Origin of the sequence: Paracoccus onchidii, assembly GCF_028294535.1 — a bacterium.
Lineage (GTDB): Bacteria > Pseudomonadota > Alphaproteobacteria > Rhodobacterales > Rhodobacteraceae > Paracoccus > Paracoccus onchidii.
This window is the reverse complement of record NZ_JAQBIE010000003.1, coordinates 140,658-162,600: the sequence shown is the minus strand read 5'-3', so window position 1 is coordinate 162,600 and position 21,943 is coordinate 140,658. Positions and strand designations below refer to the sequence as shown.

The window sequence follows — 21,943 nt, the reverse complement described above, 5'->3', positions numbered from 1 at the left end:
GCGCGGGTGTTCCGCCCTGATTAGCCCGAAGGGAGGCTCTGGAAAAGGGTCGGCAGTGTGTCTAGGTTCCATGACAACAACTCTTGAGGAGCAGACATGACCAAACCTGTCGAAATCGCATTCACCGAAACCGACGCCGATCAGGTCGCCGCGCATGACGGTCGTGTGGCCCTGATCATGACGCCCGAAGCCAAGTTGCCCAAAGGCCTGCCGCGCCACGCACGTGATGCCGTCAAGCGCGCGACCCAATCGGAAGCCTGGAAAGCGCTCAAGCCCGGCGCGGCGCTGGAACTGGCCTTTCCCGCAGGCATGTCAGGTGACGCGCTGCAATTGGTGATGCTACCCAAAAACGCCTCGGTCATCGAGGCCCGCAAGGCCGGCGCAACGATCGGGGCCGGGTTGGGGCATCTGCACACGCTGGTCCTGGCCGGAAATCACAAACGCGCCGATGAGGTCGCACTGGGCATCGCGTTGCGCGGATATGATTTCGGCGTGTACCAGACCTCTGACAAGGCCGATGACGCCAAGGTGGCGCCACGCGTGACTTTCATGTCCAGGGATCCCGAAGCATTGGCCAAAACCGCCGGCGCGGCGGCTGCCGTTGCCGAAGGGGTGTTTTTTACCCGCGATCTGATCAATGAACCGGCCAATGTCCTGACCACCAGCGATTTCGCCGACCGCCTGAAGGCGATGGAGGAAATCGGTCTGAGCGTCGAGGTTCTGGACGAGGACGAACTGGCCAAGCTGGGCATGCGCGCGCTGCTGGCGGTGGGGCAGGGCAGCGAAAGCCCGTCCAAGGTCGTTGTCATGCGCTGGAACGGCGGCGGCGACGAAGCGCCGCTGGCGCTGGTTGGCAAGGGCGTGGTTTTCGACACCGGCGGAATTTCGATCAAGCCCGCGGCCGGCATGGAAGACATGACCATGGATATGGGCGGCGCGGGGGTCGTTGCGGGCGTCATGCGCACGCTGGCCCTGCGCCGGGCCAAGGCGAATGTTGTCGGTCTGGTCGGTCTGGTCGAAAACATGCCTGATGGCCGCGCACAGCGCCCTGGCGACATCGTGAAATCGATGAAGGGCGACACGATCGAGGTTATCAACACCGATGCCGAAGGGCGCTTGGTGCTGGCCGATGTGCTGTGGTATGCCCAAACCCGTTTTGAACCTGCCGCCGTGGTCGACCTTGCGACGCTGACGGGCGCGGTCATCATTGCGCTGGGACATGACAATGCCGGCGTGTTTGCCAATGACGACAAGCTGGCAAACAACATCCTCAAGGCTGCGGATGCCGAAGGCGAAGGCGCATGGAGACTGCCATTGGCTCCATCCTATGACAAGCTGATCAAATCGCGCCTTGCCGACATGAAGAATACCGGAGGCCGTGCCGCCGGATCGATCACGGCGGCGCAGTTCCTGCAACGCTTTATCCGCAAGGATCAACCTTGGGCGCATATCGACATCGCCGGCGTCGCCTTGCCGCCATCCGCCACGACCCTGGCCCCCAAGGGCGCGACCGGCTGGGGCGTCATGACGCTGGATCGCCTGGTGCGCGATCAGTTCGAGGCAGATTGATCCGACACCCCCGCCGGGACATATCATGGGTAACGCACTTTTCTATCACCTGACCCGTTCGCCGGCCGAGCAACTCTTGCCGATCCTGATCGGAAAATCGTTGCAGGCCGGCTGGCGGGTCGAACTACGCGGAACCCATGCCACCCGGCTGGACCGTCTCGACCTGCATCTCTGGCAGGGCAGTGGTTTCCTGCCTCATGGGCTGGCAGGCGGTCCGCATGACGAACGCCAACCCGTCCTGCTGACGCGTGTCGGGCAACCGGCCACGAACCGACCCGAATGCCTGATGGCGCTGGACGGGGCCGAGGTCGACCCCTCGGAATGCCCACCGCTGCAACGTTGCTGCATCATCTTCGACGGCGGTGACAGCCAGGCCACCGCCCATGCGCGCGGGCAATGGAAAAAACTGACCGCGGCAGGAATTACCGCTGAATACTGGTCAGAAGAATCGGGCCGCTGGGAACGCAAGCGCTAGGCTTCTTCTTCGCGACAAATACCCATGAACGGGGGCAACGCCCCCGTTCCTCAGGCCGCCGCGTGCCCCGCCAGCCGGGCGTGCAGATCCTCGCGGCGCAGCGCGGATTTCGGCCCCTGCGCCACCGCGCGCCCGCGTTCCAGAACCAGAAACGCATCGCCCAGATCCCAGGCGAAATCGAAATACTGTTCCACCAGCACGATGGCCATGTCGCCCCGGTCGCGCAGGGCGGCGATCACCCGGCCGATCTGGGCGATGATATTGGGCTGGATCCCCTCGGTCGGCTCATCCAGCAACAGAACCCGCGGGCGGGTGATCAGCGCCCGCGCGATCGCCAGCTGCTGTTGCTGGCCGCCCGACAGGTCGCCGCCGCGACGATTGGCCATCTCGGCCAGCACGGGAAAGCTGTCGAAGATCTCGTCGGGGATCGCACGGTCCGACCGGGGCAGGCAGGCAAAGCCGGTTTCCATGTTCTCGCTCACGGTCAGCATCGGAAAGATCGCGCGCCCCTGCGGGACATAGCCAACGCCCAGCCGCGCCATCATCTGGGCGCTTGCACGCCCCAGATCCCTGCCGTCGAAACGCAGCGTCCCGCCTGATCGTGGGTGCCGCCCGGCAAGCAGGTTCATCAACGAGGTCTTGCCGACCCCGTTATTGCCCATCACGCAGGTCACCGATCCGGGCTGCGCGGCGATGTCGATGCCATGCAGGATCTGGCTGCCGCCATAGTGAAGGGTCAGGTTTGTCGCGTCCAGCATCTCAGCGCCCCAGATAGACTTCGATCACGTCGGGATTTCGGGTCACATGGTCCAGTGACCCCTCGGCCAGAACCGCGCCCTGATGCAGCACGGTCACCTTGCAATCCAGCCTGCGCACGAAATCCATGTCATGTTCGACGACCACGACCGCCCGCGTCTGTGCCAGACGTTTCAGCAGGGTCGTGGTCTGTTCGCGCTCGGCCAGCGTCATCCCCGCGGCGGGTTCATCGACCAGCAGAAGTCGCGGCTCCTGCGCCAGCAGCATGCCGATTTCCAGCCATTGCTTCTGGCCGTGGCTCAGTTCGCCCGCCCTGCGGTCGGTCTGATCGGCCAGTCCGACCTCGTCGGCCAGTTCGGCGACGCGGCGGGCGGTGTCGCGGGAGGGCTTCCAGAACAGCACCGCGAAGGGACCGCGATTGGCGCGCAGCGCCATGGTCAGATTGTCGGCGACGCTTTGATCCTCGAACACGGTGGGGCGCTGAAACTTGCGGCCGATCCCCGCGCGGGCGATCTGCGCCTCGTTCAGCTTCAGCAGCGAGATCGAGGTTTCGCCCCACAGCACGCGGCCCTCGTCGGGGCGGGTCTTGCCGGTGACGATATCCATGAAGGTGGTCTTGCCCGCGCCATTGGGGCCGATCACCGCGCGCAATTCCGCAGCGCCGATGCTGAAGGACAGCCCGTTGATCGCCTTGAACCCGTCAAAACTGACCGATATCCCGTCCACTTCCAGAAGCGCGCTCATGCCTTGGCCTCCTGTTCCTGCAAGGCACCCTGATCGGGGCCCAGATCGCGCCCGTGACGGCGCGGCGGCATGACGCCGCCCAGCCAGTCGACGATCCCGGCGATGCCGCGCGGCGCGAACAGCGTCACCAGCACGAAGGCCACGCCCAGCAGGACCTGCCACCAATCGACCCAGTTCACGCTGTAGAAGGGCAGCTCGATCGCGGGGGCCCGCCCGCCGGTGAACCAGCTGGACAACAGCGACACGACGACCGCGCCGATGATCGCGCCATATAGCCGCCCGCGTCCGCCGATCGCCACCCAGACCGCCAGATAGATCGAGGCGATGGGCGCCAGCTCGGCCGGGTTGATGATGCCTGCCTGCGGGTAATACAGCGCGCCCGCAATCGCGGTCATCATCGCGGCCAGCGTAAAGACCGCCAGCTTGAACCCTTCGACCGGATAGCCAAGGAACCGCACGCGGGTTTCGTCATCGCGGATCGCCCGGACGACGCTGCCGAACTTGCCGCTGATCACCCAGGCCGCCAGCAGATAGGCCAGCCCCAGCGCAAGGGCCGAGGCCCACAGGAACCAGACCGACAGCCGCGCCTGACCGACGCCTTCCAGACCGGGAATGTTCTGCAGGCCCGACAGCCCGTTATTGCCGCGAAAGCCGCTGTCGTTCTGAAACAGCCACAGCGCCAGCGCCAGCGTCATCGCCTGTGTCAGGATCGACAGATAGACCCCGTTCACACGGCTGCGGAAGGCCAGCCAGCCAAAGACCAGCGCCAAGACCCCCGGCACCAGCACCACCAGCGCAAGCTGGATCGGCAGGGAATGCGCAAAGCTCCAGACCAAGGGCAGGTCCGAGGATCCGACCACGCCGAAAATCTGGTTGGCTACGCCGGTCTGAAGTTCGGCCGGGGTGGGCGGGATCGGGTTCTGGGCCATGGACGCGGCCACGATGGCCTCGGTCCGCGCATACATCAGCCACTGGCCGATCATGTAGCCGCCAAGCGCGAAGAACGCCATCTGACCAAGGCTGAGAATGCCCAGATAGCCCCAGACCAGATCCATCGCCACGGCAGCCAGCGCAAGGCACAGCGTCTTGCCCAGAACCTTGACCATCGAGGTGGGGATCACCCCGCTGCCATAGGCTTGACTGAGAAGGGTGACGGTCAGGGTGAAGCCGGCCAGAACCGCCAGCACGATCAGGATCGAGGGGTTGCGCAGGATCAGGGGTTTGCGGGTCATGTCAGGCCTCGGCTGCGCGGCCACGCTGCGGGATGATCCCGCGCGGCCGGAACTGGATGAAGATCACGATGAACAGGATCATGAAGGTCTGCGCCGCCAGCGTGTTCGAGGGGTTGAAGCTTTCGATCACCTTCGACAGCACGCCGATCAGCCCCGCCCCGGCAAGGGTGCCCCAGATATTGCCGACGCCGCCCACGACCACGGTCATGAAGCTTTGGACGATATATTGCTGGCCCAGTTCGGACGTGACCTGCGCGAACAGCCCGATGGCGACGCCCGCGATCCCGGCGATGCCCGACCCAAGGCCAAAGGTCATCATCGCGATCCGGTCGGGATTGATGCCCATGGATGCCGCCATGCCGGGGTTCTGGGTCACGGCCCGCACCTCCAGCCCCAGCCGGGTGCGCTTCATGATGAACAGGAACAGGCCCAGAAACAGCACCGCCAACACAAAGATCGCCACCCGGATCGTGCTGATCGAGATGACGTCGTTTACCGTGATCGCGCCCTCCAGCCAGCCGGGCGCGGTCAGCGGGCGGGCCTGCGTGCCGAAGATGTTCTTGGCCAGCTGTTGCAGCGCGATCGACACGCCGAAGGTCGCCAACAGCGTTTCCAGCGGGCGTTTCGCCAGATGCCGGATCACCAGACGGTACAGCGCGACCCCGGCGATGAAGGTCACCGCAAAGGCCGCGGGCAGCGCCACGATCAGCGACAGCGTGCGGTCGCTGATCAGCCCCTGCACCACATAGCCGGTATAGGCACCCATCATGATGAATTCGCCATGGGCCATGTTGATCACACCCATCACGCCAAAGGTGATCGCCAGCCCGATCGCCGCCAGGAAATAGATCGAGGCCAGCGACAGCGCGTCCAGTCCCAGATCGACGCCCCGCATCGCCAGCAGGCGCGTCTGCGCGCTGCGTTGGGCGGCGGTGGCGGCATCGGTGACGGCGCTGTCCGGTTCGGCATAAACCTCGTAGAAGCGATGGGCGTCGATGGCGGCCTGCGCCTCGGCCTCGGTCGCGGCGGGGGTGACCTGACCGGCAGCCTCCAGCGCCTTGTAGGCGCTGTCGCGGGCGGCGGGGTCGGACAGATCGGCGACCGGAATGCCGCCGACCGTGCCATCCGCGATATGCGCGGCAAGCGCATCGCGTTGCGCGTCCGCGGTCAGGCGCGGCTGGGCGATGCCCTGCGCCTTCAGCAGATCATAGGCCGCGTCGCGGGACAGCGCGTCGTCGCCGGGGGACAGTTCACGCGCGATATTCGCGCCTTCGGGCGGGGCGGTCGCGGCGATCTGACGCATGCTCAGCAGCGGGTTCAGCACCGCGCGAAAATCAAGCCCGACATCCCCGCCAAGCGATTCGATGGCCGCGATCCGGGTGGCGGAATCGTCGTCATGCTGGATCGTCAGCAGGGTCCGCAGCCGGTCGCGCCGCGCCTGCAGGGTCGGGTCCGGATCGGCCGCTGTGGCGGTCAGTGCGGCCAGATGATCCGCCGTCCCCGACCGGGCGATGCTGTCCAGTGCGGCGCTGCGAATGGCGGGGTCGGGGTCGGAAATCTGGCTGGCGACCAGCGCCGATTCGATCACCCCGCGCACGCCGGAATTGGGGCGCAGCATCTTGGGGTCGGCACCGGGCACCGGCGCACCGGTGACGGCATCCGTCACGTTGTCGCCATCCACGATCAGCACGCGCCCATCCGTGGACAGGCCCAGCCGCCGATCCGCCCAGGCGCCCAGCAGGGCCACACCTTCGGCCCCGGTCGCGGCGATCTGGTCGATCAGCGGGCCGACCGTCCGCCGCGACGGCTTTTCGATCTGATCCATGTTCTGCGCCACAACGGCCCGCAGCGCGTCATTGGCACGGGCGGGCAGGGCCGGGATCAGCAGAAGGAAGGCCACAAGGGCCGCAATCAGCGGGCGGGTCGCATGGGTCACATCAGCGTCTTTCCAACAGGGAAAAGGCGAAGGGGCGTGGCCGCCCCTTCGGGTCGCGCGGGATCAGTAATTCGACTGAACCTGCACGCAGCTTTCGGTTTCGGTGTTGTACATGCCGCAGTCCTTGCCCGGCCAGTCGGCGTCCAGAACGGCGGATTCGGGCAGGAAATCGGTCCATGCGTCACCGGGCACCGGTTCGGTCTGGCTGACGATGTCGAACTGGCCGTCCTCGCGGATTTCACCGATCAACACGGGCTTGGTCAGGTGGTGGTTGGGCAGGACCTGTGCGGTGCCGCCGGTCAGGTTGGGCACCTCGACACCGACGATGGCGTCCAGAACCGGATCGACATCGGTGGTGCCGGCCTTTTCGACCGCCGCGACCCATGCGTTGAAGCCGATCATCGTCGCCTCCATCGGGTCGTTGGTCACGCGGCTTTCATCGGTGAACTTCTGCCATTTCTCGATGAAGGCGGTGTTTTCATCCGACTCGGCCGTCTGGAAATAGTTCCATGCCGCCAGGTGGCCGACAAGGTTCGCGGTATCCAGACCGGACAGTTCCTCTTCCCCGACCGAGAAGGCCATGACCGGGATGTCATCGGCGCTGACGCCCGCCGCCGCCAGTTCCTTGTAGAAACCGACATTGGCATCGCCATTGATGGTCGAGACGACGCCGACCTTCTTGCCATCGGCGCCAAGCGCCACGACATCGGCGACGATCTTGGACCAGTCGGAATGGCCGAAGGGGGTGTAGTTGACGAAGATCTCGTCCTCGGCCAGCCCGTTTTCCTTCAGATAGCTTTCCAGAATGTTGTTCGTGGTGCGCGGATAGACATAGTCGGTGCCCAGCAGCGCCCATTTCTCGACGCCCAGTTCCTCGGCCATGTAATCGACCGCCGGGATCGCCTGCTGGTTCGGGGCGGCACCGGTATAGATCACGTTCTTCGAGGATTCCTCGCCCTCGTATTGCACGGGATAGAACAGCAGGCCGTTCAGTTCCTCGATCACCGGCAGCACGGACTTGCGGCTGACACTGGTCCAGCAGCCGAAGATCGCGTCAACCTCGCTGACGGTCAGCAGTTCGCGCGCCTTTTCGGCAAACAGCGGCCAGTCGGATGCAGGATCGACAACCACGGCTTCCAGCGGGCGGCCAAGCACGCCGCCCTTGGCGTTCTGCTGTTCCACCATCATCAGGACGGTGTCCTTCAGCGTCGTTTCCGAAATCGCCATCGTGCCCGACAGCGAATGCAGGACGCCGATCTTGATCGGTTCGCCGTCCTGCGCATGGGCCGCGCCGGCCATGGCCATGGCGCTGGTCATCATCAGAATCTTCGTGAATCTGGTCATCTTCATCACCCTTTCCGCACGGCGCATTGGCCGGGGTCCCTGTTGTGATTTTCGGGAAGGTCGTTGCCTTCGCAGATGCAGAAAATGACGAAATGGTGATGCTGAACAGGATTCGGGCAGGTTTCGCACGGCGTCCTTCAGTAGTGGCGCGATGCTGGGCAGGCAGGGACGCCACTGCCTGCCGCGCGGGCAGTTTCAGGCCGCCTGCGGGGCCAGCCCGCCTTCGCGGATCAGAAAATCGACGATCTGATCGACGCCGGTGCCGTGGCGCAACGCGGCCATGATCACCGGACGCGCACCGCGCGAGGCGCGCGCATCTTTTTCCAGCAGCGCGGCATCCACGCCGACATGCGGGGCCAGATCGGTCTTGTTCACCACCAGAAGGTCGGACCGCGCCAGCCCCGGCCCCCGCTTGCGCGGGATGTCCTGCCCGGCGGCCGTGTCGATGACATAGATCGTCAGATCGGCCAGTTCGGGGCTGAAGGTCGCGGCCAGATTGTCGCCGCCCGATTCGATCAGCACCAATTCCAGGTCGGGAATGGTCGCGTTCAGATCGGCGATGGCGGCCAGGTTGATGCTGGCATCCTCGCGGATGGCCGTATGCGGACAGCCGCCGGTTTCCACGCCCCGGATGCGGTCGGCGGGCAGGACCTGCGCGCGCATCAGGGCCTCGGCATCCTCGCGGGTATAGATGTCGTTGGTCACGACCGCCATCGACAGGCGGGGCGCAAGGGCGCGGGCCAGCTGTTCGGTCAGGGTGGTCTTGCCCGCGCCGACGGGGCCGCCGATGCCGACGCGCAGGGGACCGTGGTTCGGGGTAGCGTTCGAGCTCATGATCGGAAGATCCTCGTGGTCATGGTTTCGTGGCGCATGGCGGCGATGTCGGCCCCCCATGCGGCGCTGTGCAGGTCGTCGCGCGTCGCGGTGGCGGCACGGTCGGCGCAGGCAAGGATCGCGGGTTGCAGGCCGGTCAGCATCGCCTGCCCCTGCATGGGGCCAAGCGGAAGGAACCGCACGGCGGCGCTGATCAGGGCGGCGGCCTGCGCCTGCAGGAAGACCGCGATGATCTCGGGCGCGGGCAGGGGCATGTCGGCGCAGGCGCGACCGAAGGCGACGGGCAGGGTGGCGGGCAGGGCGGCGGGGGCCGCATCGCCACCCGTCAGCGCGGCGATATTGGCGGCAAAGGCCGTGCCTTGTTCCACCGTCTCGGTCAGGCGCTGAGAGGACGGGCAGGCTGCGCGGGCCAGGTCGTCCGGTTCGGGACCGGCATCGCGCAGGGCCAGCGCGACCAGCACGGCATCGGTCCAGCCCGCACCGTGATCCAGCCAGTCGGCCAGCCATGCGGGCAGGGTCGCGCGCGTCGCGATGCCCTGATCCATCGCGTATTCCAGCCCCTGCGACCATGCGAAACCGCCCACCGGGAAGGCGGGCGACAGGTATTGCGCCAGCCGCAGGCGGGCGGCCTCAGGCGTGTTCGTGATGGTGGTCATGGTCGTGCCCGTGCCCATGTCCGTGGTCATGCGAATGGCCGTGATCATGTCCGAAGGTGCGACCATGGCCATAGGCGCCGCCTTCGGGACTGAAGGGCAGATCGGCGCGTTCGACCGCCGCGCCCAGCTGGCGCAGCATCGCTTCCAGCACGTGGTCCTGACGGATGATCAGACGGTCGGCCTCGATCCGGCAAGGGGTGTGGCGGTTGCCGATATGCCACGCCAGCCGCGCCAGATCGCCGGTGACGACCAGCACGGGTTCAGGGGCCGCACGCATGACGACCAGCCGCCCGTCGGACAGGGCGAAGGCATCGCCATCCTCGACGCTGACGACCTCGGGCAGGTCCAGCATGAAATCGCCCGCCGCGCTGGTCAGACGCTTGCGGCGCAGCAGGCGGGATTCGTAATCCAGCGCGATTTCCGCGGCGAAGGGGCCTTGGGCGTTACGGATGATGCGGTGGCAGTGAAGGGTCATGGCGAACCTCAGAACAGGAAATAGCGCTGCGCCATCGGCAGCTCGGTCGCGGGTTCGCAGGTCAGAAGCTGACCGTCGGCGCGGACCTCGTAGGTTTCGGGATCGACCTCGATCTGAGGCATCCGGTCGTTCAGCGCCATGTCGGCCTTGCCGATGCCACGCGTATTCTCGACCGCGATCAGCGATTTCGACAGCCCGTCGCCCGCGCCAGCCTCCAGCCCCGCCTGGCTGACGAAGATCGACGAGGCGCGGCCCGTATGCCCCCACATCGGGCGGCTGAAGACCGGCTGCACAGGGATCGAGCCGTTGGGATCGCCCATCTGCGCGACGGCGATTTGGCCGCCGACCAAGACCATCTCGGGCTTGACGCCGAAGAAGGCGGGGGACCACAGGACCAGATCGGCGCGCTTGCCGTCCTCGATGCTGCCGATATGACGCGAGACGCCATGCGCGATGGCCGGGTTGATCGTGTATTTCGCGATATAGCGGCGGGCGCGCAGGTTGTCGTTATGGCCCTGCTCGTCCTCCAGCCGTCCGCGCTGACGGCGCATCTTGTCGGCGGTCTGCCAGGTGCGGATGATGACCTCGCCCACGCGGCCCATGGCCTGGCTGTCGGACGAGATCACGCTGAAGGCGCCCAGATCGTGCAGGATATCCTCGGCGGCGATGGTCTCGCGGCGGATGCGCGATTCGGCGAAGGCGACGTCTTCGGGAACGCGACGATCCAGATGGTGGCACACCATCAGCATGTCCAGATGTTCCTCGATCGTGTTGCCGGTATAGGGCCGCGTCGGGTTGGTGGACGACGGCAGCACGTTCGACATGCCGACCATGCGGATGATGTCGGGGGCGTGCCCGCCGCCCGCGCCCTCGGTGTGATAGGCGTGGATCGTGCGCCCGCCGATCGCGGCCATCGTATCCTCGACAAAACCGGATTCGTTCAGCGTGTCGGTATGGATCATCACCTGCACGTCCATTCGGTCGGCGACGGTCAGGCAGTTGTCGATCGCGGCGGGCGTGGTGCCCCAATCCTCGTGCAGCTTCATCGCGCAGGCGCCCGCGCGGATCTGTTCCTCCAGCGGTGCGGGGACAGATGCGTTGCCCTTGCCCGCGATGCCGATGTTCACGGGCAGGTCGGCCACGGCCTCGATCATGCGGGCGATGTGCCAGGGGCCGGGGGTGCAGGTCGTGGCCAGCGTGCCATGCGCGGGGCCGGTGCCGCCGCCCAGCATGGTCGTGACGCCCGAATGGATCGCGTGATCGACCTGCTGGGGGCAGATGAAGTGGATATGGCAGTCGAAGCCGCCGGGCGTCAGGATGCGTCCCTCGCCCGCGATGATTTCCGTGCCGGGACCGATGATCAGGGTCACGCCGGGCTGGGTGTCGGGGTTGCCCGCCTTGCCGATGCCCGCGATGCGCCCGTCCTTCAGGCCGACATCGGCCTTCACGATGCCTTGGTGGTCGAAGACGACGACCCCGGTGATGACCGTGTCCATCGCGCCGCCCTCGCGGGTGACCTGCGACTGGCCCATGCCGTCGCGCACGACCTTGCCGCCGCCGAACTTGACCTCTTCGCCGGGGATGGTCAGGTCGCGTTCGACCTCGATCAGCAGTTCGGTATCGGCCAGCCGGATGCGGTCACCCTTGGTCGGGCCGTAAAGCGCCGCGTAATCGGCACGGGACAAGGTCTGGGCCATGGTTACAGCGCCCCCATGATGTCTTGGCGGAAACCCTGCACGACGCGCGCGCCGGCAAGGGGGATCAGGCGGATTTCCCGCGACTGGCCGGGCTCGAAGCGGACGGCGGTGCCCGCCGGGATCGACAGGCGCATGCCGCGCGCGGCATCGCGGTCGAAGCGCAGGCCGGGATTGGTCTCGGCAAAGTGGTAGTGGCTGCCGACCTGGATGGGACGGTCGCCGGTATTGGCGACCATCAGCGCGATCTCGTCCCGCCCCTCGTTCAGGGTGATGGAACCCTCGGCGGGCAGGACCTCGCCCGGGATCATGACCGGCTCCGGATCCACAGCCACGCACCCAGAGCTACGACGACCACAACGCCGATCACGCCCAGATGGTCGGGCTGCGTCAGCAGGTGATCGGGGCCGACATGGCTGTGATCGCCGACATGGGCCGAGGCGAGGGTCGGCAGAATTGCGGCAGTAATGGAAAGCTTTTTCATTCAGGCCTCGTGACGGATGGGGTGATGGACGGTGACCAGCTTGGTGCCGTCGGGAAAGGTCGCTTCGACCTGCACGGATTCAATCATTTCGGGGACGCCGGGCATGCATTGGCCTGCGGTGATCACATGGGCACCGGCCTGCATCAGGTCGGCCACGGTGCGGCCGTCGCGCGCGCCCTCGACCACGAAATCGGTGATCAGGGCGATGGCCTCGGGGTGGTTCAGCTTGACGCCGCGCGACAGGCGGTTGCGGGCGACCATCGCGGCGACCGAGACCAGCAGCTTTTCACGCTCGCGGGGGGAAAGATTCATGTCAGACCTGCCAGATACGGGGAAGGGGATCGGGGCGCAGCGCCCCCAGAAGGCGGTTCACCTGCCGCCGCAGGGGCCAGTCGCCCTGCGCCAGAAGGCGGATGACCAGGCGTCCGGGCGGGGCGCTGGCCGCGCCCGTCACGCCGGGTTCGTCCAGCACGTCGCGCGCACGGGTCAGAAGATCGGGCGCATGGGGCGCGATCACGGCCAGCGTCGCCAGCGCGCGGGCGGTGCCGGTCAGCGCGGGCCCGGTCAGGCGCGGCAGGGTGGCATCGTCCAGCGCCAGCGCGTCGTGATGCAGGATGCGACCGTCGCGCCAGACCTCGCGGCGGTCGCGCAGATGCAGGCGGGTCGGAACCTCGTCCATGGCGATCCGGCCAAGAACCACGGTTTCCAGCAGCATGCAGCCCGCATCACCCGAAAGGTCGATCCGCGTGTGACGGTCCAGCTTCGATCCGTGAAACAGGATGGTTTCCTGCGGCAGCCAGTCCAGCCAGCCGCCCGCGCCCACGGTCAGGGTCACCTGCGCCTGTGCGGGATCGTCTGTCGCGCGATAGGCGCGTTCCGCCGTCTGGGTCGTCGCAAGGGCGCGCGTGCCGGGGCGCAACTCGACCGCGAAGGCCAGCCTGTCGCCTGATGCCAGCCCCCCCGAGGTATTCAGGAACACGATTTCGGGCAGGCCCGCCGTCATGCGCGGCAGCATCGCCTTGGCCGAGCCGCGCTGCGACAGGTCGATCAGGCCATGCGACCCCATGACCACGGAGGCATTGCCGCGGCTGCGTTGCATGACTGGATCGAGGGCATCGCTGTCGAACATATGGGCAGAGGGCGCGTCCGCATGGGCCGGGTCAACGATTGGCGCGCCCTAAACTGCGTGTCAGACAAGCAAAGCTGCAACATCTGCCCCTTTCCGGGGCTGGCTGCTGAATAAATGAGCGGAATCCGAAAATCAGGTTTCGTCAGCCAGCCACTGCCCGCATCAGGCGGCGGCGTCCGGGGGGAATCGCGCGGATCTCGACCCCGGTAAAGACATGCATGGTGCGTAAGGCCGGATCGACCACGGCGTGATCGCTGACCCAGCCGCCCATCGCCAGATAGCTGCGCAGCAGGGGCGGCATCGCGGCCATGGCGCGTTTCGGATCGGGCTTGCGCAGGCGCAGAGCGCGGGCAAAGCGGAACACCTTGGGCGCCTTGACCCGTGGCAGCCAGCGGCGCGGGGCCAGATGGCGTTCCTTGAGCATGGCGAAGGCGTCGGCATGATCTTCGGGTTCGGTGCCAACAAAGCTGGAACAGCCGAACAGCATTTCGATCCCGGCTTCGTCAACGAAGCGTGTCATGGCCGCCCATGCCGTGCGGATGATGTCGGGGTCGCGAATTTCGGGATGGATACAGAAGCGCCCCATCTCGACCATCGGACCATCAAAGCTTTCGAGCGCGGCAAGGTTGTAGAACTGGGCCGAGTAGCTGCGCGCGATCTCGGATCCGCCCGCAAGTGGCAGGAAACGAAAGCAACAGATCAGTCGGCCGGTTTCGACCTCTTCGATCAACATGTGCCGACAATGGGAATCGAGATCGTCGCAATCGATCTGCGTGCCGTCGTCGGACACATCATTGCGGGCCACAAAACACAGCCAGCGCAACCGCTGCGCGGCAAGGATTTCATGGTCCGTCCTGGCCAGTCGCGCCTGATAGCGCCCCCTGATGAATGGCTGCATGGCGGCAACCCCTCTGCTGTCACGTGGCGGACATTAACGTTATCTTGTGTCGAATTTACGAAAGATCAATGTCAGAATTGCATCCAGGTTCATGATCAGGCGTCTCCGCCGCCTTGAAAATCGCCAAGCACGTCCTCGACATACAGGCGCTGAACCAGAATGATCGAAACCAGCAACAGCGGTGTGGCCAGAATGACGCCAAACAGTCCGAACAACCCGCCAAAGGCCACGATCGCCAGGATGGTCAGCACTGGTGGCAGGTTGGCGGCATATTGCTGAATCATCGGCATCAGGATGTTGCCCTCGATCTGTTGGATCGCGATGAACAGCAATGCGACCGAAACCGCCTGATCGACACCCTGGGTCAGGGCGAACATCACGGCCGGAACGCCGGACATGAACGGGCCGACCACCGGAATGATGTTCGTCAGCCCTGCGATCAGACCCAACACCATTGCCAAGGGCACGCCCAGCAACCAAAGCCCCAGCCCCGTCAGCAGAGCCACGATCACCATGTCCAGCAGCTGCCCGCCCATCCAGCGCGCCAGCGCCGTGCCGCATTCGTGCAGGATCTCGGTTGCGCGGTCGCGATATGACAGTGGCACCAGGCGCAGAAAACCACCTGAATAGACGGGGGCGTCCAGTGCCAGAAAGATCGCCATGGTCAGCATCAGGACCACATTCGCCAGACCGCCAAACACGGTCGTAATGGTTCCCGTCAGATAGCCGAAGATCGACGGGATGCTGGTGCCGCCGGAATTGCCACCCCCGTTGCCGCTATTGGTTTCGATCCTGCGTTCGATGAACTGGCCCACGCTGCTCATGTCCAGCCAGTCATTCACCTGCTTCCATGCCGAAGGCAGGCTTGCGAGTAGCTGGCTGAATTGCTTGGAAATGGCCGGCCCGATCGCCCCCAGGATCGCGATCAGCAGCGCCGATACGATGATGGCGGTCAGCAGGATGGCCATCTTCAACGGCACGCCCAGATGTCGATGCAGCATTGCGGCGGTCGTGCGCAGCGCGATTGCCACCAGAACCGCGGCGAAGCCCAGCAGCAACACGGAGGACCATGTCCATATGGCCGCGACCAGCAGGCCCAGGCCAAACACGGTCAGGATGGTGGCAAAGGGCACGCCATATTTCTTTGACAGGCTGAAATGCACCACTGTCTCGTTCTGATCTGTCGATGAGTTTTCGGCCATGTTCTGCCCCTGTGCCGGTTCTCTGGCTGTCGCGTCTGTTCCTTGGGACTGTGCTATCACGGCAGGCGTGACGCAACAGTGTCTCTTTGCGTGCAATCGACCCCGGGGCGGGTGCTTGTTCTTGCTGCCAGCGGGCAAGCCTGCTAACGGGACGCGGATTTCAGAACTGGCGGGCCTGCCCCGCCGCAGTCAGACAAGGTAAAGCCATGGCCACCGAACGTACCCTTTCGATCATCAAGCCCGACGCCACCAAGCGCAACCTGACCGGCAAGATCAACGCCAAGTTCGAGGATGCCGGCCTGCGCATCGTCGCACAAAAGCGCATCAAGCTGTCGTCCGAGCAAGCCGGCAAATTCTACGAAGTCCACAAAGAGCGTCCCTTCTATGGTGAACTGGTGGAATTCATGGCCTCCGAGCCGGTCGTGGTGCAGGTTCTGGAAGGTGAAGGCGCGATCGCCAAGAACCGCGAAGTGATGGGCGCAACCAACCCGGCGGACGCAGCCGAGGGCACCATCCGCAAGGAATTCGCCCTGTCGGTCGGCGAAAACACGGTTCATGGTTCGGACGCACCGGAAACGGCCGCACAGGAAATCGCGTTCTTCTTTTCGGGCCTGGAACTGGTCGGCTAAGGCTGACAGGTATCGTTGAACGTGGAAAAGGGGCCTTTGTGGCCCCTTTTTCGTGGCCCGGGAACGGGTTCAGTTGCGGCGCAGGCCCCTGCAGGGTAAGGGCTGGGACAAGGGAAACCAGAACAGGGGGCCGCGATGCGGGCATTCGTCTTTCCGGGACAGGGGGCGCAAACCATTGGCATGGGGCGCGAATTGGCCGAGGCCTATCCGGCTGCGCGCGATGTTTTCGATCAGGTCGATGACGCATTGGGCGAAAAGCTGTCGGATCTGATCTGGAACGGCGATATCGAGACATTGACGCTGACCCAGAATGCCCAGCCCGCGTTGATGGCTGCGTCGATGGCCGCGTTCCGTGCGCTGGAAGCCGAGGGCATCGGGATCCACGACGCCAGCTATGTCGCGGGTCATTCGCTTGGCGAATATTCGGCACTTTGTGCTGCAGGGGCACTAACCCTGGAAGATACTGCGCGGCTGTTGCGTCTGCGCGGGCAGGCAATGCAAGAAGCCGTGCCTGTCGGGCAGGGCGCGATGGCGGCAATCCTTGGGCTGGAATTCGAAACGGTGGACCGAATTGCGCGTGATCTGGCCGGCGACGAGGTTGTTCAGGCCGCCAATGACAATGATCCGTCTCAGGTGGTGATTTCGGGGCATAAGGATGCCGTCGAACGTGCTGCCGCCGCCATGAAAGAGGCCGGTGCGAAGCGGGCATTGATGCTGCCGGTATCTGCGCCGTTCCACTCGGTGCTGATGCAACCCGCGGCGGCGGTGATGGCCGATGCCCTGGCGGGTGTCGATATTCAGCCCCCCGCGGTTCCACTGATCGCCAATGTTCGTGCCGAAGCCGTGATCGAGCCGGGTGCGATCCGCCGGCTGTTGGTCGAACAGGTGACGGGAACCGTCCGTTGGCGCGAATCGATGGCCAAGCTGATCGAAGCTGGCGTGACCGAATTCTGGGAAATCGGCTCTGGCAAGGCATTGTCGGGCATGATCAAGCGAATCGCCAGGGACGCACAGTTGCGCAATATCGGCACTCCGTCAGATATTGCTGCGCTGAAGGGCTGAACCGGACCTGAAAGTCATGACACAACCAAAGAGGCAGACATGTTTGATCTGACGGGTAAGAATGCACTGGTTACCGGTGCTTCGGGCGGTATCGGCGGCGCGATCGCCAAGGCATTGCATGCGGCCGGGGCCTCGGTCGCGCTGTCGGGCACGCGCGAAGCACCGTTGCAGGAACTTGCGGCTGAATTGGGTGAACGCGCCCATGTGGTTCCCGCGAATCTGTCCGACGCCGATGCCGTGGCAGCATTGCCCAAGGCGGCGGCAGAGGCGATGGGATCCGTGGATGTGCTGGTCAACAACGCAGGTATCACGCGCGACAACCTGTTCATGCGAATGTCGGACGATGAATGGCAACAGGTTCTGGATGTGAACCTGACCAGCGTTTTCCGCCTGTCACGCGGGGTTTTGCGCGGCATGATGAAGGCCCGCTGGGGGCGGATCGTCAATATCACGTCGGTGGTGGGAACGACCGGCAACCCGGGGCAGGGCAATTACGCGGCTGCCAAGGCGGGCCTGGTCGGCATGTCGAAATCGCTGGCCTATGAGGTTGCAAGCCGGGGTATCACCGTCAACTGTGTTGCGCCGGGCTTTATCGCGACGGCCATGACCGACAAGCTGAACGACGAGCAGAAGGGCAAGATTCTGACCCAGATCCCCGCAGGTGCCATGGGCGCCCCCGATGATATTGCGGCGGCGGTCACATATCTGGCAAGTCCGGCGGCAGGTTACGTGACAGGGGCCACTTTGCACGTCAATGGCGGTATGTCGATGGTCTAGACGGAATGTGCCGCGCTGCAGCGCGGCGCGAGAATCCGTTGAAAACAGGTTGCAAGAGGGTTCTAGGGTGCTATATCCCCGCCCTTAGCTGCAGGGGAACCGCCCTGTGCTGAACCGGGCAATGTGCCCGCGCAAAACTTGGGCGGATGCCCGTGAGAATGAGGATGTGACATGAGCGATATCGCTGATCGCGTAAAGAAGATCGTTGTCGAGCATCTGGGCGTCGACGAGGACAAAGTGGTTGAATCCGCTTCGTTCATCGATGATCTGGGCGCAGACAGCCTCGACACCGTCGAGCTGGTCATGGCTTTCGAAGAAGAGTTCGGGATCGAAATCCCTGACGATGCTGCCGAAACTATCCAGACCGTGGGTGATGCGGTAAACTTCATCAAAGGCGCGGTCTGAACTGTTTCGACGGTCTGATCGACAGCTTTTAAGAAACGGCGCTTTCCTGTTTGGGAAAGCGCCGTTTTTCTTTTCGGGGGATGCATCGCCAAGCACGGAACCCGATCGCGGCGGGTGGGTTGTCTGGGCGGATGAATAACAAGGAGCTGACAATGGCTGTGAATGTCAAAGGTCTAAGCGACAACGCCCGGAAAACCGCTATCTCGGAACTGAATGCCCGTCTGGCCGACAGTCTGGCGTTGGGATTGGCGATCAAACAGGCGCATTGGAACGTCAAGGGTCCGAATTTCATCGCCGTGCACGAGCTGTTCGATACGGTCTATGCAAATCTGCAGGAACAGATCGACGTGATGGCGGAACGAGTGCAAATTCTGGACGGCGTGGCGCTGGGGACCGCCGAACTCGTCGCGAAGAATGCAACACTGGATGAATATCCGACCGATCTGACCAAGGTGGCCGATCACCTGACCGCCATCTGCGCCCGCCTGCGCGATCACGGCGCAAATCTGCGGGCGGCGATCGACGCCACCGACGACGCCGGAGATGCGGATACCGCCGACATCTTCACCGCTGCATCGCGCGTTGCGGACAAGGATCTGTGGTTCATGGAAAGCCACCTGGAATGACGGCCTGACCCATGGCCGGAACAGGCGCGGCCAAACGGCTGCGCCTTTCTTCTGTCTAGCGACCCAGCTTGGCGTGAACTTCGTCCAGATCTATGTCCGAAATGGGCAGCTTGTTGTCCGGATTGTCAAAGTCGTAACGGAACAGCTGGAAATCGTTCTTGTAGATTTCCCAGATCAGGTGCCGCGACAGATCGTCGAAATATTCGCTGACCTTATGCGCGCGTTTGGGACCGTGGCCCTCGGATTCGTTGAACCGGGGCACCGTGTCCAGATCGACCTGCACCGGTGTTTCGCTGGCGTCCAGAACGGCCTGCATGCCCGCGTTGAACTTTTCGGTAAAGAAGATCTGGTCGTAGCGACCACCATTCACGATAAAGGTCGATATATGACCCGACATGGCGGACCAGTGAATATCGGGCTCCATCGGGCGGCGAAAGCGGATCGTGTCACGTGCGAACAGCAGGAACCTGCGAAAGCTGGCGATCTGGTCGAATTCAAAATTGTTCTCGGGGCTGCCGACATCGATCCCATAGCGTTGGATCAGCTGTGGCACCAGATTGCCGCGATAGCGCCGCCCATTGCGCTGGATGCCTGCGATCTTGTCAAAGAAAGATGACAGGATGCGGTTATATGGATTGCGCACGCAGGTATAGGTCAGCGCCGCATGATTGCGCACGGCACGCTGGATCAGCGGTTGGCTTTCGTCTTGGGACCATTTGTGAAGGCCGGCGGTCGAATCGTGGATGTCTCCGTCGAAGAACCGACCATGATCCGAATAATACATGATCTGACCGATGGTCGAGCAGGCGCATTTGGGCACCACGCGATAGATCATGCTTTCGCTTTCTGTCATCCAGACGCCGGGAAATCCCATGATTGCAATACTCCTTTGCGCGTAAAGCCCCGGTTCGGCGGTCGGTGCGGTTCGCGCGCCTTGTTCACGCGCTGAAAATGGTTAGAGACAGAAAGCAAATGATGGAAGGATTATCAACGCCTTCCGAATAACCGATACGATTTGACAGGAAAAATGATCCGTCATGGCACGCATCGCCTTTATCCTGCTGACCCACAAGGACCCGCAGGGGGTTATCGATCAGGCACGGCGTCTGACCGCTTCGGGCGATTTCGTTTCGATCCACTATGACAAGAGTGCTCCGACCGAGGATTTTCGGATGATCCGCGAGGCACTGGCCGGAAACCCGTCGGTGGTTTTCGCGCGCCGGCGCCTGAAATGTGGTTGGGGTGAATGGTCGCTTGTGGCCGCCACGTTAGAGGCGTTGCGCGCGGCCGAGCGCCAGTTTCCGCAGGCGACTCATTTCTACATGCTTTCAGGCGATTGCATGCCGATCAAATCGGCAGAATATACCCATGATTTTCTGGATGCCGATGATTGCGACTATATCGAGAGCTTTGACTTTTTTCGCAGTGACTGGATCAAGACCGGGATCAAGGAAGAGCGTCTGATCTATCGGCACTGGTTCAACGAGCGCAACCAGAAGGGCTTGTTCTATGCCAGCATGAAACTGCAGCGACGCCTGGGCCTGTCGCGGCAGGTGCCCGAAGGATTGCAGATCATGATCGGATCGCAATGGTGGTGTCTTCGCCGCCAGACCATTGAAGCGGTGTTGCAGCTGATCGAGGAATGGCCAGCGCTGGTGCGCTTTTTCCGGACGACCTGGATTCCGGACGAGACATTCTTTCAGACGCTTGTGGCCCATGTCGTGCCAAAGACGCAGTTGCGCAGTCGGACACTGACATTTCTGTTGTTTACCGATTATGGCATGCCGGTCACCTTTCATAACGACCATTTCGACCTGCTGCTGCGCCAGAACTTCCTTTTTGCGCGCAAGATCTCGGCCGAGGCGCAAGAATTGCGGCACAAGCTGGGCATGACCTGGCAAGAGACGGGGCAAGAGTTTCCGATTTCTGCCGAGGGGCCGCGCCTGTATTACTTTTTGACCGGACGCGGACGGATCGGACGCCGGTTTGCGCCGCGTTTCTGGGAAACGGATGGCAGCCTTGGGCGGTCGCGCGTGGTGCATCTGATCGTTGCGAAAAAATGGCATGTGGCCAAACGGTTGTCGGAACGCATCCGGGCAACCACGGCTATTCCCGCAGTTGATTTCGTGTTCAATGAACAGGAAGCGGCCCTGCCCGATATGGGTGGTATCGCCTCGACTGTGGCCAAGCGGGAAAGGCATCGCCGGGCGCTGATCAAACTGTTGTTCGAGCAATTCGAAACCACGAATCTGGTGTTGTGCCTGGACCCGTCAGCATTGAACCTGATCAGCGATTTCGCCGCGGACCGCGCCGAGACCCGCATCCTGTTTGTCGAAACCGAGTTTGATGACACCTATCTGCGGGGCCATACCCGCCGGATTGGCCTGGCAAATGACACGACGCCGCCGGAATTGTTCGAGCGGTTGTTGCCTGCGGTCAAGGGTGATCTGGACCATGAGGCCGAGCGGCTTCGCGACATGGAATTCGACAATTTCGAAACCATTGCGGCGGATCGCGCGATCGAACGAAATGCAGCCGCACTTGCCCGCTTTCTGGACCTGTCGCCCGAGATGGCGCAGGATCTGGCCGCGATACCCAATCTGTTCGACTGACAAGGACTTAGCGCGCCCATGACCTATGACTATGATGACCAGAATATCTTTGCCAAGATTCTGCGCGGCGAAATTCCCAATGATACGGTTGCCGAAAACGACCACGCATTGGCGTTCCGCGATATCGCGCCCAAGGCACCGACCCATGTCCTGGTGATTCCCAAAGGACAATATGTCAGCTTTGACGATTTCTCGGCAAATGCATCCGAGGCCGAGATCGTCGGCTTCATGCGTCTGTGTGCCAAGGTGTGCGCCAGCGAGGGTGTTTCACTGGGCGACGGGCATGAGGGCTTCCGGGCGATCGCGAATTCCGGGCCGCATGGAGTTCAAGAGGTGCCGCATTTCCATCTGCATATCATGGGCGGGCGCATGATGGGACCGATGGTCAGCCTGCGTGACTAGCA

At 63.6% G+C, this 21,943-nt stretch carries 25 protein-coding genes; 9 read left to right on the top strand and 16 right to left on the bottom strand.

What is annotated here, in order from left to right; genetic code table 11:
- The first annotated feature begins 96 nt into the window (after positions 1-96).
- A complete protein-coding gene (locus PAF17_RS03520) occupies positions 97-1,569 on the top strand; it encodes a leucyl aminopeptidase (protein ID WP_271887692.1) in 1,473 nt (490 codons plus the stop codon).
- A gap of 25 nt (positions 1,570-1,594) precedes the next feature.
- Positions 1,595-2,044, top strand: coding sequence for a DNA polymerase III subunit chi (locus PAF17_RS03515; RefSeq protein ID WP_271887691.1), 450 nt, complete (start codon positions 1,595-1,597; stop codon positions 2,042-2,044).
- Between the two features lie 50 nt (positions 2,045-2,094).
- On the opposite strand, the gene urtE is transcribed toward PAF17_RS03515, so the two are convergent.
- From urtE to PAF17_RS03440, 15 genes are all read right to left on the bottom strand, one after another.
- On the bottom strand, positions 2,095-2,802 hold the full coding sequence (gene urtE / locus PAF17_RS03510; RefSeq protein WP_271887690.1) for an urea ABC transporter ATP-binding subunit UrtE: 708 nt from the start codon (positions 2,800-2,802) through the stop codon (positions 2,095-2,097).
- A gap of 1 nt (position 2,803) precedes the next feature.
- A complete protein-coding gene (gene urtD / locus PAF17_RS03505) occupies positions 2,804-3,544 on the bottom strand; it encodes an urea ABC transporter ATP-binding protein UrtD (protein WP_271887689.1) in 741 nt (246 codons plus the stop codon).
- Positions 3,541-4,776 carry an urea ABC transporter permease subunit UrtC gene (gene urtC / locus PAF17_RS03500; protein ID WP_271887688.1) on the bottom strand — a complete coding sequence of 412 codons (1,236 nt, stop codon included), beginning with the start codon at positions 4,774-4,776 and terminating at the stop codon, positions 3,541-3,543. The genes urtD and urtC overlap by 4 nt, the downstream gene beginning before the upstream one ends.
- A 1-nt stretch (position 4,777) precedes the next feature.
- Complete coding sequence (gene urtB / locus PAF17_RS03495; protein ID WP_408636362.1) at positions 4,778-6,712, bottom strand: urea ABC transporter permease subunit UrtB; 1,935 nt, start codon at positions 6,710-6,712, stop codon at positions 4,778-4,780.
- 63 nt (positions 6,713-6,775) lie between these two features.
- Complete coding sequence (gene urtA / locus PAF17_RS03490; RefSeq protein ID WP_408636361.1) at positions 6,776-8,056, bottom strand: urea ABC transporter substrate-binding protein; 1,281 nt, start codon at positions 8,054-8,056, stop codon at positions 6,776-6,778.
- A 195-nt stretch (positions 8,057-8,251) separates the two neighbouring features.
- Positions 8,252-8,890 (bottom strand): urease accessory protein UreG, encoded by a 639-nt coding sequence (gene ureG / locus PAF17_RS03485; RefSeq protein ID WP_271887687.1) that lies wholly within the window; start codon positions 8,888-8,890, stop codon positions 8,252-8,254.
- Positions 8,887-9,546 (bottom strand): urease accessory protein UreF, encoded by a 660-nt coding sequence (locus tag PAF17_RS03480; RefSeq protein WP_334223656.1) that lies wholly within the window; start codon positions 9,544-9,546, stop codon positions 8,887-8,889. Before PAF17_RS03480 ends, ureG begins: the two co-directional genes overlap by 4 nt.
- Complete coding sequence (locus PAF17_RS03475) at positions 9,521-10,021, bottom strand: urease accessory protein UreE (RefSeq protein ID WP_271887685.1); 501 nt, start codon at positions 10,019-10,021, stop codon at positions 9,521-9,523. Before PAF17_RS03475 ends, PAF17_RS03480 begins: the two co-directional genes overlap by 26 nt.
- An 8-nt stretch (positions 10,022-10,029) precedes the next feature.
- Positions 10,030-11,718 carry an urease subunit alpha gene (gene ureC / locus PAF17_RS03470; RefSeq protein WP_271887684.1) on the bottom strand — a complete coding sequence of 563 codons (1,689 nt, stop codon included), beginning with the start codon at positions 11,716-11,718 and terminating at the stop codon, positions 10,030-10,032.
- 2 nt (positions 11,719-11,720) lie between these two features.
- On the bottom strand, positions 11,721-12,026 hold the full coding sequence (locus tag PAF17_RS03465; protein WP_271887683.1) for an urease subunit beta: 306 nt from the start codon (positions 12,024-12,026) through the stop codon (positions 11,721-11,723).
- Entirely contained in the window at positions 12,023-12,199 is a 177-nt protein-coding gene (locus PAF17_RS03460; RefSeq protein WP_271887682.1) for a hypothetical protein, read from the bottom strand. Before PAF17_RS03460 ends, PAF17_RS03465 begins: the two co-directional genes overlap by 4 nt.
- Positions 12,200-12,511 carry an urease subunit gamma gene (locus PAF17_RS03455; RefSeq protein ID WP_271887681.1) on the bottom strand — a complete coding sequence of 104 codons (312 nt, stop codon included), beginning with the start codon at positions 12,509-12,511 and terminating at the stop codon, positions 12,200-12,202. It lies immediately after the preceding gene.
- A 1-nt stretch (position 12,512) separates the two neighbouring features.
- Positions 12,513-13,328: an urease accessory protein UreD gene (locus tag PAF17_RS03450; RefSeq protein ID WP_334223654.1), complete on the bottom strand. Its 816-nt coding sequence runs from the start codon at positions 13,326-13,328 to the stop codon at positions 12,513-12,515.
- A gap of 142 nt (positions 13,329-13,470) precedes the next feature.
- Positions 13,471-14,226 carry a GNAT family N-acetyltransferase gene (locus PAF17_RS03445; RefSeq protein ID WP_271887679.1) on the bottom strand — a complete coding sequence of 252 codons (756 nt, stop codon included), beginning with the start codon at positions 14,224-14,226 and terminating at the stop codon, positions 13,471-13,473.
- 95 nt (positions 14,227-14,321) lie between these two features.
- Positions 14,322-15,428: an AI-2E family transporter gene (locus PAF17_RS03440; RefSeq protein ID WP_271887678.1), complete on the bottom strand. Its 1,107-nt coding sequence runs from the start codon at positions 15,426-15,428 to the stop codon at positions 14,322-14,324.
- Positions 15,429-15,634: 206 nt separating this feature from the next.
- Between PAF17_RS03440 and ndk the strand changes: the two genes are divergently transcribed.
- The 5 genes from ndk (at position 15,635) to dps (ending at position 18,927) form a co-directional block, all read left to right on the top strand.
- On the top strand, positions 15,635-16,057 hold the full coding sequence (gene ndk / locus PAF17_RS03435) for a nucleoside-diphosphate kinase (RefSeq protein WP_271887677.1): 423 nt from the start codon (positions 15,635-15,637) through the stop codon (positions 16,055-16,057).
- A gap of 135 nt (positions 16,058-16,192) precedes the next feature.
- On the top strand, positions 16,193-17,119 hold the full coding sequence (fabD, locus tag PAF17_RS03430) for an ACP S-malonyltransferase (RefSeq protein ID WP_271887676.1): 927 nt from the start codon (positions 16,193-16,195) through the stop codon (positions 17,117-17,119).
- A 39-nt stretch (positions 17,120-17,158) separates the two neighbouring features.
- A complete protein-coding gene (gene fabG, locus PAF17_RS03425; RefSeq protein WP_271887675.1) occupies positions 17,159-17,896 on the top strand; it encodes a 3-oxoacyl-ACP reductase FabG in 738 nt (245 codons plus the stop codon).
- A gap of 171 nt (positions 17,897-18,067) precedes the next feature.
- The gene (locus PAF17_RS03420) at positions 18,068-18,301 is read left to right on the top strand and encodes an acyl carrier protein (RefSeq protein ID WP_111299847.1); all 234 of its coding nucleotides are present in this window, start codon (positions 18,068-18,070) and stop codon (positions 18,299-18,301) included.
- Between the two features lie 80 nt (positions 18,302-18,381).
- Positions 18,382-18,927 (top strand): DNA starvation/stationary phase protection protein Dps, encoded by a 546-nt coding sequence (gene dps / locus PAF17_RS03415; RefSeq protein WP_334223653.1) that lies wholly within the window; start codon positions 18,382-18,384, stop codon positions 18,925-18,927.
- Between the two features lie 55 nt (positions 18,928-18,982).
- Here the strand turns inward: dps and PAF17_RS03410 are convergent, their stop codons facing one another.
- Positions 18,983-19,801 (bottom strand): sulfotransferase family protein, encoded by an 819-nt coding sequence (locus tag PAF17_RS03410; protein WP_271887673.1) that lies wholly within the window; start codon positions 19,799-19,801, stop codon positions 18,983-18,985.
- A 163-nt stretch (positions 19,802-19,964) separates the two neighbouring features.
- Between PAF17_RS03410 and PAF17_RS03405 the strand changes: the two genes are divergently transcribed.
- Positions 19,965-21,539, top strand: coding sequence for a DUF5928 domain-containing protein (locus PAF17_RS03405; protein ID WP_271887672.1), 1,575 nt, complete (start codon positions 19,965-19,967; stop codon positions 21,537-21,539).
- 18 nt (positions 21,540-21,557) lie between these two features.
- Positions 21,558-21,941: an HIT domain-containing protein gene (locus tag PAF17_RS03400; RefSeq protein ID WP_271887671.1), complete on the top strand. Its 384-nt coding sequence runs from the start codon at positions 21,558-21,560 to the stop codon at positions 21,939-21,941.
- Positions 21,942-21,943 lie beyond the last annotated feature (2 nt).

Bases quoted from the DNA above. Each gene is read 5' to 3' on its own strand.
- PAF17_RS03460 (WP_271887682.1), bottom strand. From the start codon at position 12,199: ATGAAAAAGCTTTCCATTACTGCCGCAATTCTGCCGACCCTCGCCTCG.
- urtA (WP_408636361.1), bottom strand. From the start codon at position 8,056: ATGACCAGATTCACGAAGATTCTGATGATGACCAGCGCCATGGCCATG.
- ndk (WP_271887677.1), top strand. From the start codon at position 15,635: ATGGCCACCGAACGTACCCTTTCGATCATCAAGCCCGACGCCACCAAG.
- PAF17_RS03405 (WP_271887672.1), top strand. From the start codon at position 19,965: ATGGCACGCATCGCCTTTATCCTGCTGACCCACAAGGACCCGCAGGGG.
- PAF17_RS03450 (WP_334223654.1), bottom strand. From the start codon at position 13,328: ATGTTCGACAGCGATGCCCTCGATCCAGTCATGCAACGCAGCCGCGGC.
- PAF17_RS03465 (WP_271887683.1), bottom strand. From the start codon at position 12,026: ATGATCCCGGGCGAGGTCCTGCCCGCCGAGGGTTCCATCACCCTGAAC.
- PAF17_RS03410 (WP_271887673.1), bottom strand. From the start codon at position 19,801: ATGGGATTTCCCGGCGTCTGGATGACAGAAAGCGAAAGCATGATCTAT.
- fabD (WP_271887676.1), top strand. From the start codon at position 16,193: ATGCGGGCATTCGTCTTTCCGGGACAGGGGGCGCAAACCATTGGCATG.
- PAF17_RS03400 (WP_271887671.1), top strand. From the start codon at position 21,558: ATGACCTATGACTATGATGACCAGAATATCTTTGCCAAGATTCTGCGC.
- ureC (WP_271887684.1), bottom strand. From the start codon at position 11,718: ATGGCCCAGACCTTGTCCCGTGCCGATTACGCGGCGCTTTACGGCCCG.
- dps (WP_334223653.1), top strand. From the start codon at position 18,382: ATGCATCGCCAAGCACGGAACCCGATCGCGGCGGGTGGGTTGTCTGGG.
- PAF17_RS03440 (WP_271887678.1), bottom strand. From the start codon at position 15,428: ATGGCCGAAAACTCATCGACAGATCAGAACGAGACAGTGGTGCATTTC.
- fabG (WP_271887675.1), top strand. From the start codon at position 17,159: ATGTTTGATCTGACGGGTAAGAATGCACTGGTTACCGGTGCTTCGGGC.
- urtD (WP_271887689.1), bottom strand. From the start codon at position 3,544: ATGAGCGCGCTTCTGGAAGTGGACGGGATATCGGTCAGTTTTGACGGG.
- PAF17_RS03515 (WP_271887691.1), top strand. From the start codon at position 1,595: ATGGGTAACGCACTTTTCTATCACCTGACCCGTTCGCCGGCCGAGCAA.
- urtC (WP_271887688.1), bottom strand. From the start codon at position 4,776: ATGACCCGCAAACCCCTGATCCTGCGCAACCCCTCGATCCTGATCGTG.
- ureG (WP_271887687.1), bottom strand. From the start codon at position 8,890: ATGAGCTCGAACGCTACCCCGAACCACGGTCCCCTGCGCGTCGGCATC.
- urtE (WP_271887690.1), bottom strand. From the start codon at position 2,802: ATGCTGGACGCGACAAACCTGACCCTTCACTATGGCGGCAGCCAGATC.
- PAF17_RS03420 (WP_111299847.1), top strand. From the start codon at position 18,068: ATGAGCGATATCGCTGATCGCGTAAAGAAGATCGTTGTCGAGCATCTG.
- PAF17_RS03445 (WP_271887679.1), bottom strand. From the start codon at position 14,226: ATGCAGCCATTCATCAGGGGGCGCTATCAGGCGCGACTGGCCAGGACG.
- PAF17_RS03475 (WP_271887685.1), bottom strand. From the start codon at position 10,021: ATGACCCTTCACTGCCACCGCATCATCCGTAACGCCCAAGGCCCCTTC.
- PAF17_RS03520 (WP_271887692.1), top strand. From the start codon at position 97: ATGACCAAACCTGTCGAAATCGCATTCACCGAAACCGACGCCGATCAG.
- PAF17_RS03455 (WP_271887681.1), bottom strand. From the start codon at position 12,511: ATGAATCTTTCCCCCCGCGAGCGTGAAAAGCTGCTGGTCTCGGTCGCC.
- PAF17_RS03480 (WP_334223656.1), bottom strand. From the start codon at position 9,546: ATGACCACCATCACGAACACGCCTGAGGCCGCCCGCCTGCGGCTGGCG.